Here is a 14,084-nt window from a genome sequence, read left to right on the forward strand (position 1 = left end):
CTCCAAACAGGAATAACGTCATAACCTTTTGATCGAGTGTAGACGCTCACTCAAAACACGATGCTCCTTTGAGGTGGGCGAAGCGTTCCGTACGTCCAATATGCCTATCAGGCAGATAGAAAGGCCTTCGGCCAGCTAGGCTTGTAACGTCAGGAGGGCGGTATCAGTGAGGGTACGTCTATGCCAACCGTAAAAACTGCTCTTGTACTTGCTGGTGGTGGGAGCCTTGGTGCGGTTCAGGTCGGAATGCTACAGGCGCTCGTTGAGGCTGAGGTCTCAGTTGACTTGGTGGTTGGAGCGTCGGTCGGCGCCATCAACGGTGCCTACTTCGCAGCCAGACCGAATGCCAAAGGCGTGAGCGAACTTGCGGACTTCTGGCGCAGCTTACGTAAGTCGGATGTGTTTCCGTTCTCGGCGCTCGATACCCTCAAGGGCATTATTAATCGACGTGGGCACTTGCTGAGCGCATCCGCATTGCATCGTTTAGTGAGCCGATCACTGCCGGTCAAATTGATCGAAGACACCGTGTTACCGCTTTATATCGTCACCACCAATTTGCTCAGCGGTGCCGAAGAGCTTCTGTCCAGTGGCAGTGCTGAACAGGCTTTGCTCGCCAGTGCTGCGATTCCGCTGGTGTTTCCCAGCGTGCGAGTCGCAGACAAGTTCCTGGTCGATGGCGGAGTCAGCAGCAATACGCCGATTGCCAGTGCGGTGGCATTGGGGGCAACACGGGTTGTGGTGCTTCCTACCGGATTCGGTTGCGCTTGCCCATGTCCGCCCAGTGGACTCGTTGCGCTGGCCTTGCACACGCTCAATTTGATGAGCATGCGTCAACTGGTGCGTGACATCGAGTTGTACCGCGCACGCGCAGCTATCCATGTAGTGCCGCCGCTATGCCCACTGGACGCTTCTGTGTTCGATTTCAACCAGACAGACAAACTGCTGCAACGTGCTTATCTGTCAACCCAGGCCTGGATAGAAGAGGGCGGATTGATTCGCGACGGGATACCCGATTCGTTACTGGCCCATACTCATCATTTTGGTGAAGGGTGATCTTCGCCTCTCAAAAGGCAGGTCTACCGATTGATGTGAAGCTGGCGGCGCATCATTTGCTCAGTGTATTGCTGGGCATTCGAGTTTTGGCACGGATTAATCCCGATCCTGCGTGTATAACAGACGCCATTGGTATTGCCATCAAAAGCCTTGGTCTTCCTCCCTTGGCTTTTGCGATGTTCACTGAAAACCACTGAACGGAGTCAATATGATCAAACTCTACTATCACCCGTCTCCTAACCCCGCCAAAGTTGCGCTTTTCCTGGAGGAGTCAGGCCTTGAGTACGAACTCATCCCTGTGGATACCCGCAAGGGTGAACAGCACGATCCGGCGTTTCTTAAAATCAATCCGAATGCCAAGACACCGGCTCTGGTTGATGGTGACAACGTGGTATTCGACAGCAACGCCATACTGCTCTATCTAGCCGAAAAGACCGGGATGTTCCTGCCTGCTGATAATCTCAAGGCGCGAGGTGAGATGTATTCCTGGCTCATGTTCGTCGCGACGGGCATCGGCCCGTACTCTGGACAGGCTGTCCACTTTAAGCACTTCGCCCCCGAGCCAAAAGACTACGCCGTTACCCGCTACACCTTCGAAGCCTGGCGTCACTGGACGATCATCAACGAGCATCTGGCCAAACAGCCTTACATGCTCGGAAGTGAGTACACACTGGTGGACATGGCCGTATGGGGTTGGGCGCGCGCGGTACCGTTCATCCTGGGCAATGACGCTTGGGTAAAACTGCCAAACGTAAAACGGCTCCTTGATGACATCAATGCTCGACCGGCAGCACAGCGAACCGAAGAACTGAAGAACCAGCACAGTTACAAGACTGAGATGGATGCTGACGCGCGTAAGGCAATGTTCCCTCAAATTACTCAGTAGACGCGCCGCTTGCGCACGGCATTGCTCCAGTGAGCATGGGTAAAAGAGGAGCAATTTGCTCGTTTCAAGACTGCGGGCCCTATAAGGGGCCCGCACCTTGCGGTCTTTACCTATTCTCAGTGCTTTGTCCGTTGCAGCACGAGCTGGGGATCAAGCGCATCTCGCGTAGTTTGTCGAACACATCGAAAAATGCTTGATCGCTTGCTTGGTAGGCGGTGAAGCCCATTGCACGGCTTTTCGACATATCAGTGACGACTTCGATGGGGCGACCAAGGTCTGCATCGGTATGCCATGGAGATATCAGGCGACCAATATCGGCTTCTTTCAAACCGTGCTCCGCGACTATCTGCTTCCATACGGCTTGGTCGTCAGCCATTTGCTTCTCAAGCGGTGAGAGTGAGGCGGGGTAATCGGCAGCAGGCAAGTCGAAGTATTCGGCAATTCGGCTCCACATCCATTTCCAGCGGAAAACATCGCCATTAGTGACATTGAATGCCTGGTTGGCCGCAGCCGGCGTGGTGGCCGCCCATAGTTGTTGTTTCGCCAATTGCCGTGCATCCGTCATATCGGTGAGGCTGTCCCACTGCACTCTTGATCCCGGAAATACAAAAGGGCGATGGGTTTGTTTGCAAATCGAGGCGTAGACGGCGAGGGTGGTTGCCATATTCATCGCGTTGCCTACGGCAACCCCGGTGACGGTATGCGGACGATGAACACTCCAGGTGAAGCCGTCCTTTTCAGCAGCGGCAAAGAGCTCGTCTTCTTGGGCGTAGTAGAAATTTTCGACATCCAGACGCCCTTGCTCTTCTCGGAACGGCGTTTGCGGAAGGCTGCCTTTACCATAGGCTTCGAAAGGGCCGAGGTAGTGTTTCAGGCCAGTAACCAGCGCTACGTGCTTAACGCTCCTGGCGGGTCGAATGGCGGCGAGCACATTGCGAACCATGGCGGCATTAACGCGAATGTTTTCGGCCTCCGTGGCTTGCCGTGACCATGTTGTGATGAACACATGAGTAGGTTTCAGATCCGCAAGCGCATGTTCCAGCGAAGCGGGATCTTGCAGGTCTGCCGCGACGGGGATCACGCCTTGCGATTGCGACGGTTGCCTCGATAGCGCGGCAACCTGCCACTTGTTGTCGATGAGTAACTGAGTGATGGCGCTGCCGACGATGCCGCTGGCGCCTACGACCAAAGCTGTCTGGGTCATACGTTTCTCCTGGATTTAGACTTGGGAGTCCACCTGAGTAACAGAGGTTCAACCTAAACCGGATCCGTATGGCGGGCTGTCAAATGCAGGTACAAGCGATCTATCGCGTTCAGCTTAATCGTCAGTCACCTCATTCAAGGACTCGCCGTGAACACGAAGGACATGGCGCGTTGAGAGAATGGATGCCAGAAGCGGGTTCGTCGAATCAGTGCCTTACGAGCCTCATGAACATCCTTCACCAGACACATCATTTAACATAATATACATTATGCGTAATATCATGTTACGTAATCAGGGGCTGTGCCCATCAGATTTCAACGGGCAAAACCCCTTTCAGCCTCACACCTGAGCAAACCCGCCATCCACAAACATTTCACTGCCGGTCATGAAGCTGCTCTCATCCGACGCCAGGAACAACGCTGCTGCCGCAACTTCTTCTGCCTGGCCAATTCGGCCCAGTGGGATCTGTCCCGTAATGTCGTCGATGATCGCATCTTTCTGGCCAGTACCTGACAACGCCAGGTCAAGGCCCGGTGTCGAGATTGGTCCAGGTGAAAGTACGTTGACGCGAATGCCGGTGCCTTTCAGGTCCAGCGCCCAGCTTCTGGCGAAATTACGCAGTGCGGCCTTTGTCGCGCTGTAGACGCTGAACGCTGGTGTGCCCATGGTGCCTGTGGTTGAGCCGGTCAGGATCACCGAACCGCCCGTACTCATCAGCGCCAAGGCTTTTTGTACGGTGAACAACGTGCCTTTGACGTTGATGCCGAATGTGCGATCAAAGGATTCTTCAGTGATTGAGCCGATTGGCTGGAAGTCACCCAAGCCTGCATTGGCGAACAGCACGTCAATTCGGCCTTTATCCGCTTTGATTTGCGTGAAGATGCGTTCCAGGTCGCCCAGGTTTGAAATGTCGCCCTGAATGGCAATGGCTCCAGGGCCGATTAGCCGTAGCGCCTTATCCAGTTCTTCCTGGCGGCGCCCCACAATCACCACCTGTGCGCCTTCGGCTGCGAAACGAATGGCGGTGGCCAGGCCAATGCCGCTGTTTCAGCGAGCGAATCCATGTCGAATAACACGTTCAACTGCGGTCTGGGCGCCGTGCTGGCGGTGATTGGCGGTAAATGGAAACCGTTGGTCCTTTATCATCTGGCGCAGGATGTACACCGATATGGCGAACTGCGCCGCGCAATAGGTGGCGTGACCGACAAGGTGCTGATCCAGCAACTCAAAGAGCTGGAGCGCGATGAAATCATTGCGCGCATCGACTATCAGGAAATGCCGCCGAAGGTGGAATACTCACTCACGCCGTTCGGTCATTCCTTGGCCATGGCGCTTGGTTCGTTGTGCACTTGGGGCACGGAGCACATGCAAACCGTCGAACGCATCAGCGCACGTCGAACAGCCGCCCTCACCTCGTCTTGAGGCTTATTTATATGCATAAAAACTATAACTCAACTAAATTTCTATTTAGTTGAGTTATATTAAACCGATCAATAACCGCTCGCAGCCGTCATCGCTCCGCCCACAATCGCAATACCCGAACTGCTGCCCAAACGCGTAGCGCCGGCCTCGATCATCTTCACCGCCGTCGGATAATCACGCACGCCCCCGGACGCCTTGACCCCAACGCCTGTGCCCACGGTTTTGCGCATCAGTGCAACGTCCTCGACTGTCGCGCCACTTTTACTGAACCCCGTTGAGGTTTTCACGAAGGCCACACCCAAGTCCCGGCAGATCTCACACGCCTGGACTTTCTGTGCGTCGGTGAGCAGGCAGGTCTCCAGGATCACTTTCAACGGCACGGCACCACAGGCTTTGTGGACCAAGGCGATGTCTTCGCGTACTTCGTCCAGCAACCCTTCTTTCAGCCAGCCGATGTTGAGCACCATGTCGATCTCCCCTGCCCCGGCGGCAATCGCCCGCTCAGCTTCAAACGCCTTGGTGTCGCTCAAGCCGGCGCCCAGTGGAAAGCCCACCACCGCACAAATCACCACGCCAGCGTCGACCAGGCACGACGCGGCGTAAGGCACTTGCCCGGAGTTCAGGCACACCGAATAGAAGCCATGCTCCCGGGCTTCCTCGCACAAAATGCGAATCTGTTCACGGGAGGCGTCGGGCGCCAGTAAGGTGTGATCGATGTACCTGGCCAATGCTGCGGGTTGAAGCGTATTCATTTAACGTGCCCTTGCCTGTATGTTGCCAATGATCGCGGGCCAATTGTCATGCTGCCCACATTGGTGCGTTACAATATTATCACTTAATGTTACTTATCTAACATAAACAATCAAGCCCTGGAATACGCGTGGACAGTAAAAAAGCCGAGCGACTCAAGCTTATCCAACAAGCCTTGCAGGATCAGAACGCCATTCACCTGCGGGAAATGGCGGCGCTGCTGGACGTTTCCGAGATGACCCTGCGCCGTGATCTCAACCACTTCACCGAGCACTTGCGTCTGCTCGGCGGCTACATCACCCGGGTTGGCAATGAGGCCAGCGATTACCGCGTCGCCGACCAGGACACGCGCCACGTCGAGGAAAAACGCCGCATTGGCAAACTCGCTGCGCGCTTGATACAGCCCGGTGACACGGTGTTTTTCGACTGCGGCACCACCTCGCCCTTTGTGATTGATTTCATCCCTGATGAGCTGGAGTTCACCGCGGTGTGCAGCTCGTTGAACGTACTGCTCAAGCTGCAGAACAAACCCAACTGCCACATCGTGTTGTGCGGCGGCACCTTTCACCGCAAGAACCAGGTGTTTGAAAGCAGCGCCGAAAGCAGCATCCTCGACAGCGTGCGCCTGACCTGGGCCTTTGTGACCGCCGCCGGTGTCAGCCAGGAATTCGGCGTGACGTGCTTCAACTTCAATGAAGTCGAGGTCAAGCAAAAGGTTCTACGCCAGGCCCAGCAGCGTGTGTTGCTGGCCGATTTCAGCAAGTTCGACACGGTGCGCACCGCTCACTTCGCCGCACTGGAAGACTTTCACTACGTGGTCAGCGACAAGAAAATACCCCGCGTCTACAAAGACGCCATCCAGGCCAGCGGCGCGCAATTGCTGGTTTAACCCAGCAACTTCCGGCGTTCCTGCGCGTTCAAGTAGCCGGTGGTCACACTGAACGAAGCACTGGCCCCAGCCGCCAGCGAGCGCACGTGGCCTTTGGCTTTTTCGGCGTTATAGCCTTCGGGCTCACAGGTCGACGGCAACACGAACGCCGCCACTTGCTGGTCCGGCGTGTGCAGGATCCAGCGCGCAGCGTGCTCGAACTGCTCCGGCTGATAACGCGTGTAGAACGCCGCACCATCAGGGTGATCGAGCAAAAAGTGCGCGTGGCCCGTAGCATCTGTGCCCACGCCATCGAAGAAAAATACGATTTCAGGGTCATACAACGCCGGCGCGTCGAGGCTCGCCAGTTGGGCGGGATGCTCGGCCAGGCGCGCCATGTAGGCGCTCCAGTCCGGTGTCGGCCTGACGTGGTCCGGCACGCTGGTGCGCAAGCGCAAGCGCTGCATGCCCAGCGGCTCGACGAACCGCGCACCGTCCACATAGGCGTAGTTCATGTGCGCCATATACATCAGCTCCATGGGTTTGCCGGCCAGGTTCGTCACGTCCATGTCGATATCGAACAGCGCCGAATCGGCGCGCAATGTCACACTCGGGCTCGCCCGGTAGCGATCACCAAAGCCCTTGGCATATTCATATGAGCCGCCCAGCCGCACAAAACCCTCGCCGATTTCCAGCCAGGCCGTGTCCATCGGCGCGCAGGGCATTTCGCCGTGCAACGCATGTGTGTCATCCGGCGCCGGGCAGCCGTTGCGCAGCAGGCCGCTGTGAAACATGAAGCAGCCATAGGTATCGATAATCGTCGGGCTGGGCCTGGGCTGCTTGAACAAGTGGGTCATGGTCAGGTCGCAACCTTCGAACACTGCCGACCAGATCATCTGGCCCTGGTAAGGCAACACCACCAGGCGCCCACGGATGTTTTCCAGGCTTACGGCCAGCACGCCGGACGGGTAAGTCCAGGCGCTGACCTTGAAATCCTCAGACTGTAAAAGGATCTTTTCTGGCTCGGCAAACACCGCCCGATACAGTGGGATACACGTATTCATGAGGCCACCACTGCTGCGCCCGAGGGCACAGCGTCCGATTGGCGCAGGCACTTGAGCGCGTACATCACAATCACGATAAAGCACAGTAACGGCACGCTGTAGGCCAGCTGCATGTTGCCGCCGCTGGCGTCGGACAACAGGCCCTGGAAGATCGGAATCACGCCGCCCCCGACGATACTCATCACCAGCAATGAACCGCCGACGCCGGTGTCTTCACCCAACCCATCGATGGTCAGGCCGTAGATAGCCGGCCAGCACGGGCCGAGAAAAATACTCACGCCGACCGCTGCGTACACCGCCGAAATGTTCGGCACCAGAATGGTGTAGGCCAGCAGCACAATGCACAGCACGCCGTAGATCGCCAACACCTTGGCAGGGTGCAGACGCCGCATCAACAGGTTGGCGATCAACTTGCCGACAAAGTAAGCGGCGAAGGTCGTCATTAAAAACCACGAGGCGCTGCGCTCATTCATGCCGCCCATTTGCATGGCCAGTCGAATGGTAAAACTCCACACACCCACCTGCGCGCCCACATACAGGAACTGCGTCAGCACGCCGAAGGTGAAACGCGGGTTACGCCACAACCGTCCCAGACTTTGACGAATGCTGCCCGGCTTGCTGCCGACAGCTTTGTTGCCTTTACAGGCAGGGAAGCGAGTAATGGCGATCAGAATAAACATCAGCACCAGCACGGCGATCATCCACTTATACGGCAGCAGCGTGGACTGGATCATTTGCAGTTGCTGCACCGCCGCCTCAGTGGCGCTCATCTGCTGCAGCTGTGCCGTGGTGGCGTCGGTGTCCTTGAACATCACAAAGCTGCCTACGTACACCCCGGCCATCGCGCCGAACGGGTGAAAGGTCTGCGAGATGTTCAAGCGCCGGGTGCCGGTTTCCCGAGGGCCCATCAGCGTCGAGTAGGTGTTGCAAGCGGTTTCCAGAAACGACAAGCCAGCTGCAATCACAAACAGCGCCAGCAGGAACATCCCGTACTTGGCTGAGGACGCCGCAGGGAAAAACAGCAGGCAGCCCAGCATGTACAACAACAAGCCGATCAGGATCGTGCTTTTGTAGCTCAAGCGACGCACCACCATCGCGGCCGGAATCGCCACAAAAAAGTAGCCCAGGTAAAACGCCGATTGCACAAAGGCAGTCTGGAAATCACTGAGCAAAAACGCCTTCTTGAAGTGTGCGATCAGCACGTCGTTCATGCTCGCCGCCGCCGCCCACAACGCAAAGATGCTGCACAGCAGGATAAAGGCGAACCACGGCGTGCGGTTCAGGTAAAAACCATCGGGTGTCTGTTGCAGCGCAGGTTTGTTCATTATTGTTCTCCGGGCTGAATGGAAGGCCTTAGCGTTGTTGCTGGAAGCGTGCGAACGCTGCACTGTCGGGGTAGGAAGTCTGCGTACCCAGCGCCATCACCGAGCACGCGGAATAAGCCACCGCCTGCTCCATGGCCTGGCGAATATTGCGGTGGTGATTCCAGTGTTGAATGAAGCAACCGATAAACGCGTCACCGGCGCCGGTGGTGTCACGGGCGACAACCCGCTGGCCCGGCACCTGAAACTCGCCCTCCTCCCCCACGTACAGCGCGCCCTGCTCGCCGAGGGTGACGATCACGTGGCGAATGCCGCTGGCGACCAGGGTGCTTGCGGCGCTGCGGGCTGAGTCCGGCGAGTCCACGACCAGCCCGGTGATCAACGCCAGTTCCGACTCGTTGGGGATCAGGAAATCCAGCTGTGATAGATGCTCGGCACTCAGCCCGGCCAGGGCCGGTGCCGGGTTGAGCAGCACCGCGATGCCATGGCGGTGCGCGAATTCGATGGCGTAGTAAACCGTCTCCAGGTTGATCTCCAGCTGCAGCACAATCAGCGTGCACTCACGCAGGTCGGCGGCCGCCGCGTCGATATCCGCCGGCAACAAGTGCGCATTGGCGCCTTTGACGATCAAGATGCTGTTGTGGGAGTCGGCCTGTACAAAAATCGGCGCCACGCCGCTGGAGACGCCGGGCACCCGCTGCACATAGCGGGTGTCGATGCCAAAGCGCTGGAAGTTGGCCAGGGTGTTGTCGGCGAACATGTCGTCGCCGACCTTGCTCAACATCACTACCTCGGCGCCCAGCTTGGCGGCCGCCACGGCCTGGTTCGCGCCTTTGCCACCGCAACCCAGGGCAAAGCCCGGCGCTTCCAGGGTTTCGCCCTGGGCCGGCATGCGGTCGATGTAGGTAATCAGATCCACCATATTGCTGCCGATGACTGCGATCTTGCTCATTGCTATTCCACCTTGTTGCGGCACGACCAGGCAGGTCGAGGCGCTCTTTTTTGGTATTTAAATAACATTAGGTGTGAATATTCAATCTATTTTTCACGGTGGGCGATCAACGTCGCATTCGCTGCGGGAGAAAAACTGCGAAGGCAGGAAAATGTAGCGTCTGTGTAATCACCACCTTGTGCACCCAAGGGGCGCTCTCTAAGCTGGCCGATCTTTGCTGTGACCCGGAAAACCCCATGCCACGAAGTATTGCCCACCTCGCCTTGCTGCTGGGGTTGATCACCGCCATTGGCCCATTCGCCATCGACAGCTACTTGCCTGCGCTGCCGACCCTGGGTGCCAGCCTGCAGGCGTCGCCGGCGGCGGTGCAGATGAGCCTCACGGTGTTCTTCATGATCATCGGTGTGTGCCAGTTGTTTTACGGGCCAATCAGCGATGTGTTCGGTCGCAAGCCACCGATCTATGCCGGTTTGGTGATTTTCGCCGTGGCCAGCGTCGGTTGCGCGTTGGCCCCGACCATCGAAGTACTCATTGGTTTTCGTGCACTGCAAGCGTTTGGCGCATGCGCCGGTATGGTTATTCCACGCGCGATTGTTCGCGATCTGTATACCGGCCATGAAGCGGCGCGTTTGATGGCGTTGCTGATGCTGGTGATGAGTGTTTCACCGATCCTGGCGCCGCTGGCCGGCAGCGTGGTGATTTCGCTGTGGAGTTGGCGTGAAGTGTTCGCGGTGCTCGCGGTAGTGGCCGTGCTGTGCCTGATCATGACCATCGTGCAATTGCCCGAAACCCATCCCGCCGAGCGCCGCCTGGGCAAGACCCTGGGCAGTGCAATCGGCAGCTACGGCGCATTGCTGCGCGATCCGGTATTCACCGGCCTGTCCGTGGTCTGCGGTTTTGGCCTGGCGACCTTCTTTGTGTTTATCGGCAGTGCGCCGTTCGTATACATCGAATACTTCGGCCTCACGCCCACGCAGTTCAGCCTGTGTTTCGCGCTGAACGCCGCGTCGTTCTTCGCGATGAGCCAGCTGACCGCACGCCTGAGCGCACGCTTTGGCCTGGCACCGCTGATTCGCTGGTCGGTGGTGGGCGTGGCCGTGGTCATGACGTTGCTGGCCGCCACCACCGTGTGGAGCGACAACCTGGCCTTGATGATGGCGTTGCTGTTTATCGGCTTTGGTTTCCTCGGCCTCTTATTACCGGCGGCCGGTGTGTTGTCCATGGAGGATCACGGCGCCGTGGCTGGTTCGGCGTCGGCGCTGCTGGGGGCGATCCAGATGATCACCGCGGCGGTGTCCATGACCCTGGTGGGCGTGTTCGCTGACCACACGCCGGCGCCGATGTTGATTGGCATTGCCCTGTGTGCGGTTGCCGCAATGTGGGTCACCTTGTGGACGCTGCGTCGTTTACCCACCCACTTGGCGCACACGCCGCCCATCCGCTGAACCCTACGCCGGCGGGATCAGCCCCAGCTGAATCCCGCTGCGTGTCAGGTAAACCATTCGTCGGGCGTGCCCCACATCCACCACAACTATCGCCGCCGGTAAAACTACTAACGCCATAGCACCCTTCAAGTTCTATGGAGACACAAATGACTGACTACCCTCGCCCACCCTTCGCCCCGCAAGCCCAATCCGTGCCCGGCTCCCAGAAAAAAATGGACCCCTACCCTGATTGCGGTGAGCAGAGCTACACAGGCTCCGGTCGGCTGGCCAACAAGATTGCCTTGATCACCGGTGCCGACAGCGGCATCGGTCGTGCGGTGGCCATCGCGTTCGCACGAGAAGGCGCCGATGTGGCCATTTCCTATCTGGACGAGCATGAAGACGCCCAGGAAACCGCACGCTGGGTCGAAGAAGCTGGGCGCCAGTGCCTGCTGCTGCCGGGTGATATCGCGCAAAAGGCCAACTGCCAGGCACTGGTCGACCAAACCGTCGAACAGTTCGGCCTTATCGACGTGCTGGTCAACAACGCGGCGTTCCAGATGACCCACGAAACCCTCGAAGAGATCGAGGATGAGGAATGGGTCAAGACCTTCGATATCAACATCACCGCGATGTTTCGGATCTGCAAGGCTGCCTTGCCCCACATGAAAGCCGGCAGCTCGATCATCAATACCAGCTCGGTCAATTCGGACATGCCCAAGCCGACGCTGTTGGCCTATGCCGCGACCAAGGGCGCCATCGCCAACTTCACCGGTGGCCTGGCGCAGTTGCTGGGCAGCAAGGGCATTCGCGTCAACAGCGTAGCGCCAGGCCCGATCTGGACACCGCTGATCGTCTCGACCATGACCGATGAAGACGTCAAGAGCTTCGGCAGCGAAACCCCACTGGGCCGCCCCGGCCAGCCGGTGGAAGTGGCGCCGATCTATGTGTTGCTGGCCTCGGATGAAGCCAGTTACATCTCCGGTTCGCGCTACGCGGTGACCGGCGGCAAGCCCATTCTATAAGCTCTACCTGTTGGAGCTGGCTTCTGTGGCGAGGGAGCTTGCTCCCGTTCGAGTGCGCAGCGCTCGCCGCTTTCAGGGGCGCTTCGCACCCCAGCGCAAGCAAGCGTTCTCGCCACAAAAGCCGCCTCCCAAATAGCTAATCGAAGCTACAAATCAAACCGATCCACCGCCCGCCGCCGCTCATTGTCGTCGCGTACGTCATAGCTGGCGGTGGTCTGGATATTGGTGTGGTGCGCCAGTTTCTGCGCGATCGACAGGTCATGCTCTTCAATCACCCGGGTGATGAACGAACGCCGGAAGTCATGCGGCATGATCTTCACGCCCACCTGTTCGCCGCGCTGACGGGCGATGTAGTAAATCGCGTGTTTGGTGATGCGTTCGCGGGTGATATGGCTGCCCCGGCGGATGCGATTGAACAGGAAGGCGTCGTCCTGCTCGCCCTCCTTGAGCTGTTCGCGGCGAAATTCCAGCCACGCCGTCAGCTTGTCAAAGGCCCAGGCCGGCGCGTACTTGATCAACTCCTTATTGCCCTTGCCGGTCACACGCAAACTGCGCTCAGCGAAGTTGATCTGCGCCAGGTCCAGGTTGACCGACTCGGACTTGCGCATGCCCGAACCATACAGAATGCCGATGACCGCCGCGTCCCGCAGGCCCTGGGGCCGTGGGTCGGCGGCGCACACGTCCATCATCTCGCGGATCAGCGTACGCCGCAGGTTGCGCCCCTGCCCCAGGCGTGTGCCGGGGGCGGCTTTGACCGAGCGCATCTTCAGCAGGTGATCCTGGCTGATCAGACTCGTGCGCCAGGCTTCGTTCATGACCCCGCGCACCGCATTCACATACAGCGATGAGGTGTTCGGCGCATAGCCGTCTTCGCGCAGCGCGGCGACCAGGGCAATCACGTGTTCGGGTTGCAGCAGGTGCCAGTCGATGTCTTCAAGGTTGATGTCTTCGAAGCCCAGGCGGTCGGCGGCATCCTGCAGCACATAGCGCATGTTCAGTTGGCTGGAGGGGGCCAGGCGGGTGAGGTAGAGGGTCAGCGGGTTGCGAATAGACTCAGTCAAGGTAGATCAGCCTTTGGATTAAATACCTCAAGCAAGCCATTGTTTAATCGAGGTATTTAGTGAATTGGCGAGGGCCGAGTCTAACGCAGGACCGGCCCTCGAACAAAATCACGGGGCCGATTCGTCATCCTCGGTCGGGTCTTCGGGTTGCGGCTGGGTCTGGGATTGGCTCCACTCGGTGTCTTGCTTTTGCATCAAGGCGAACCAGTGCTGGCGCATGAATGCCAGGTAGCTGTCCGGGGCCTTGGCGAAGTCTTTTTCATCGCCATAACAGCCCGGTAAGGGCAATTCGGTGCCCTGTTCCTTGTACTGGCTGACCAGGGCCTGCTGCGCCACCACGCTGCAATCCTTGGGCAATGGCATGCCACGCAAGGCCCCGGCTTCTTCATCCCACCAGCTTGCGCCGACGCGGTCGACGCCGCGCAGGCGGTACTTCTGGGACTTGCCGACATGCATGATCAATTTGAATTCGTTGGGGCTGACATCACTGGTGCACGTACGCGAATAGCCCACGGTGGCCTGGGTGATGCCATCCCCCGCCAGGTCGGTGACCTTGGTCGCCGCCATGTCGAAGCGCAGCGCCGCGTCAAATTGGCAATGCTGCACATCGTCGTAGAGCATCCACACGCGCTTGGGATGGTCGCCGCTCAGCAAATACTGGGCTGCGTAGACAAATGCCGACTGGGTCCCGTCGTCGTCACGCTCGCTGACCTGCTCGGCGAGCACCAGCAGGTTCTTGCCTTGGCGGTCGTCCCAGGTGTAGGCCGCGACCTGTTTACCGCGCACTTCAACGCCTTCGGGCACTTGGTCGACAGTGGTGAGCGCAACCCCGTCATCGGCCCGTACGGTCGTGACACAGGCCACAGCCATCAACAATCCCATCAACGCGGGCCGCAACTGGCCGCGTAAAAGCTGCACGCTATTCATCCGAGTACCCTGGCAAGAGATGGCTTACTTTACCGGCACTTGAGGGCCAATGCAGAGAAGTTTGTTGAATAAAACCGGCGGTACACAGTACTGTCGAAAAAACGCCCTGGTTTTACCCATCAAAGG

At 58.3% G+C, this 14,084-nt stretch carries 15 protein-coding genes; 7 read left to right on the forward strand and 8 right to left on the reverse strand.

Annotation, left to right across the window (positions count from 1 at the left end):
* The first annotated feature begins 180 nt into the window (after nucleotides 1-180).
* The 3 genes from PspR76_RS15485 to PspR76_RS15495 are packed head-to-tail and all read left to right on the forward strand — an operon-like array spanning nucleotide 181 to nucleotide 1,939.
* Nucleotides 181-1,053, forward strand: a complete 873-nt coding sequence (locus tag PspR76_RS15485; protein ID WP_159956561.1) for a patatin-like phospholipase family protein — start codon at nucleotides 181-183, stop codon at nucleotides 1,051-1,053.
* The gene (locus tag PspR76_RS15490; protein ID WP_159956563.1) at nucleotides 1,050-1,250 is read left to right on the forward strand and encodes a hypothetical protein; all 201 of its coding nucleotides are present in this window, start codon (nucleotides 1,050-1,052) and stop codon (nucleotides 1,248-1,250) included. The genes PspR76_RS15485 and PspR76_RS15490 overlap by 4 nt, the downstream gene beginning before the upstream one ends.
* 11 nt (nucleotides 1,251-1,261) lie before the next feature.
* Nucleotides 1,262-1,939 carry a glutathione S-transferase family protein gene (locus PspR76_RS15495; protein ID WP_159956565.1) on the forward strand — a complete coding sequence of 226 codons (678 nt, stop codon included), beginning with the start codon at nucleotides 1,262-1,264 and terminating at the stop codon, nucleotides 1,937-1,939.
* 106 nt (nucleotides 1,940-2,045) lie between these two features.
* Here the strand turns inward: PspR76_RS15495 and PspR76_RS15500 are convergent, their stop codons facing one another.
* Both PspR76_RS15500 and PspR76_RS15505 read right to left on the reverse strand, forming a co-directional pair.
* Entirely contained in the window at nucleotides 2,046-3,143 is a 1,098-nt protein-coding gene (locus PspR76_RS15500; RefSeq protein WP_159956567.1) for an SDR family oxidoreductase, read from the reverse strand.
* A gap of 339 nt (nucleotides 3,144-3,482) precedes the next feature.
* Nucleotides 3,483-4,181 (reverse strand): SDR family NAD(P)-dependent oxidoreductase, encoded by a 699-nt coding sequence (locus tag PspR76_RS15505; protein WP_159961459.1) that lies wholly within the window; start codon nucleotides 4,179-4,181, stop codon nucleotides 3,483-3,485.
* A 24-nt stretch (nucleotides 4,182-4,205) separates the two neighbouring features.
* Here PspR76_RS15505 and PspR76_RS15510 point away from each other — a divergent pair, with 24 nt between their 5' ends.
* The gene (locus tag PspR76_RS15510; protein WP_159956569.1) at nucleotides 4,206-4,565 is read left to right on the forward strand and encodes a winged helix-turn-helix transcriptional regulator; all 360 of its coding nucleotides are present in this window, start codon (nucleotides 4,206-4,208) and stop codon (nucleotides 4,563-4,565) included.
* Nucleotides 4,566-4,633: 68 nt separating this feature from the next.
* Here PspR76_RS15510 and deoC read toward each other — a convergent pair whose 3' ends face one another.
* Nucleotides 4,634-5,317: a deoxyribose-phosphate aldolase gene (gene deoC / locus PspR76_RS15515; protein ID WP_159956571.1), complete on the reverse strand. Its 684-nt coding sequence runs from the start codon at nucleotides 5,315-5,317 to the stop codon at nucleotides 4,634-4,636.
* A gap of 128 nt (nucleotides 5,318-5,445) precedes the next feature.
* Between deoC and deoR the strand changes: the two genes are divergently transcribed.
* On the forward strand, nucleotides 5,446-6,204 hold the full coding sequence (gene deoR, locus PspR76_RS15520; protein WP_159956573.1) for a DNA-binding transcriptional repressor DeoR: 759 nt from the start codon (nucleotides 5,446-5,448) through the stop codon (nucleotides 6,202-6,204).
* On the opposite strand, the gene PspR76_RS15525 is transcribed toward deoR, so the two are convergent.
* The 3 genes from PspR76_RS15525 to rbsK are packed head-to-tail and all read right to left on the reverse strand — an operon-like array spanning nucleotide 6,201 to nucleotide 9,521.
* Nucleotides 6,201-7,247 (reverse strand): aldose 1-epimerase family protein, encoded by a 1,047-nt coding sequence (locus PspR76_RS15525; RefSeq protein ID WP_159956575.1) that lies wholly within the window; start codon nucleotides 7,245-7,247, stop codon nucleotides 6,201-6,203. The two genes, deoR and PspR76_RS15525, sit on opposite strands and share 4 nt — an antisense overlap.
* Nucleotides 7,244-8,572, reverse strand: a complete 1,329-nt coding sequence (fucP, locus tag PspR76_RS15530) for an L-fucose:H+ symporter permease (protein WP_159956577.1) — start codon at nucleotides 8,570-8,572, stop codon at nucleotides 7,244-7,246. Before fucP ends, PspR76_RS15525 begins: the two co-directional genes overlap by 4 nt.
* Before the next feature lie 28 nt (nucleotides 8,573-8,600).
* The gene (gene rbsK / locus PspR76_RS15535; RefSeq protein WP_159956579.1) at nucleotides 8,601-9,521 is read right to left on the reverse strand and encodes a ribokinase; all 921 of its coding nucleotides are present in this window, start codon (nucleotides 9,519-9,521) and stop codon (nucleotides 8,601-8,603) included.
* Between the two features lie 236 nt (nucleotides 9,522-9,757).
* Between rbsK and PspR76_RS15540 the strand changes: the two genes are divergently transcribed.
* Together PspR76_RS15540 and PspR76_RS15545 are read left to right on the forward strand one after the other, a co-directional pair.
* Nucleotides 9,758-10,966 carry a multidrug effflux MFS transporter gene (locus PspR76_RS15540; protein WP_159956581.1) on the forward strand — a complete coding sequence of 403 codons (1,209 nt, stop codon included), beginning with the start codon at nucleotides 9,758-9,760 and terminating at the stop codon, nucleotides 10,964-10,966.
* Between the two features lie 146 nt (nucleotides 10,967-11,112).
* Nucleotides 11,113-11,970 carry an SDR family oxidoreductase gene (locus tag PspR76_RS15545; protein ID WP_159956582.1) on the forward strand — a complete coding sequence of 286 codons (858 nt, stop codon included), beginning with the start codon at nucleotides 11,113-11,115 and terminating at the stop codon, nucleotides 11,968-11,970.
* A 146-nt stretch (nucleotides 11,971-12,116) separates the two neighbouring features.
* Here PspR76_RS15545 and PspR76_RS15550 read toward each other — a convergent pair whose 3' ends face one another.
* Nucleotides 12,117-13,031, reverse strand: a complete 915-nt coding sequence (locus PspR76_RS15550) for a site-specific integrase (RefSeq protein WP_159956583.1) — start codon at nucleotides 13,029-13,031, stop codon at nucleotides 12,117-12,119.
* A gap of 108 nt (nucleotides 13,032-13,139) precedes the next feature.
* On the reverse strand, nucleotides 13,140-13,958 hold the full coding sequence (locus PspR76_RS15555) for a M949_RS01915 family surface polysaccharide biosynthesis protein (protein ID WP_159956584.1): 819 nt from the start codon (nucleotides 13,956-13,958) through the stop codon (nucleotides 13,140-13,142).
* Nucleotides 13,959-14,084: the final 126 nt, after the last annotated feature.

The organism is Pseudomonas sp. R76 (assembly GCF_009834565.1).
In the GTDB taxonomy this organism is placed as follows: Bacteria; Pseudomonadota; Gammaproteobacteria; order Pseudomonadales; family Pseudomonadaceae; genus Aquipseudomonas.

Bases quoted from the DNA above. Each gene is read 5' to 3' on its own strand.
- PspR76_RS15485 (WP_159956561.1), top strand. From the start codon at position 181: ATGCCAACCGTAAAAACTGCTCTTGTACTTGCTGGTGGTGGGAGCCTT.
- PspR76_RS15495 (WP_159956565.1), top strand. From the start codon at position 1,262: ATGATCAAACTCTACTATCACCCGTCTCCTAACCCCGCCAAAGTTGCG.
- PspR76_RS15500 (WP_159956567.1), bottom strand. From the start codon at position 3,143: ATGACCCAGACAGCTTTGGTCGTAGGCGCCAGCGGCATCGTCGGCAGC.
- PspR76_RS15510 (WP_159956569.1), top strand. From the start codon at position 4,206: ATGTCGAATAACACGTTCAACTGCGGTCTGGGCGCCGTGCTGGCGGTG.
- deoC (WP_159956571.1), bottom strand. From the start codon at position 5,317: ATGAATACGCTTCAACCCGCAGCATTGGCCAGGTACATCGATCACACC.
- PspR76_RS15525 (WP_159956575.1), bottom strand. From the start codon at position 7,247: ATGAATACGTGTATCCCACTGTATCGGGCGGTGTTTGCCGAGCCAGAA.
- fucP (WP_159956577.1), bottom strand. From the start codon at position 8,572: ATGAACAAACCTGCGCTGCAACAGACACCCGATGGTTTTTACCTGAAC.
- rbsK (WP_159956579.1), bottom strand. From the start codon at position 9,521: ATGAGCAAGATCGCAGTCATCGGCAGCAATATGGTGGATCTGATTACC.
- PspR76_RS15540 (WP_159956581.1), top strand. From the start codon at position 9,758: ATGCCACGAAGTATTGCCCACCTCGCCTTGCTGCTGGGGTTGATCACC.
- PspR76_RS15545 (WP_159956582.1), top strand. From the start codon at position 11,113: ATGACTGACTACCCTCGCCCACCCTTCGCCCCGCAAGCCCAATCCGTG.
- PspR76_RS15555 (WP_159956584.1), bottom strand. From the start codon at position 13,958: ATGAATAGCGTGCAGCTTTTACGCGGCCAGTTGCGGCCCGCGTTGATG.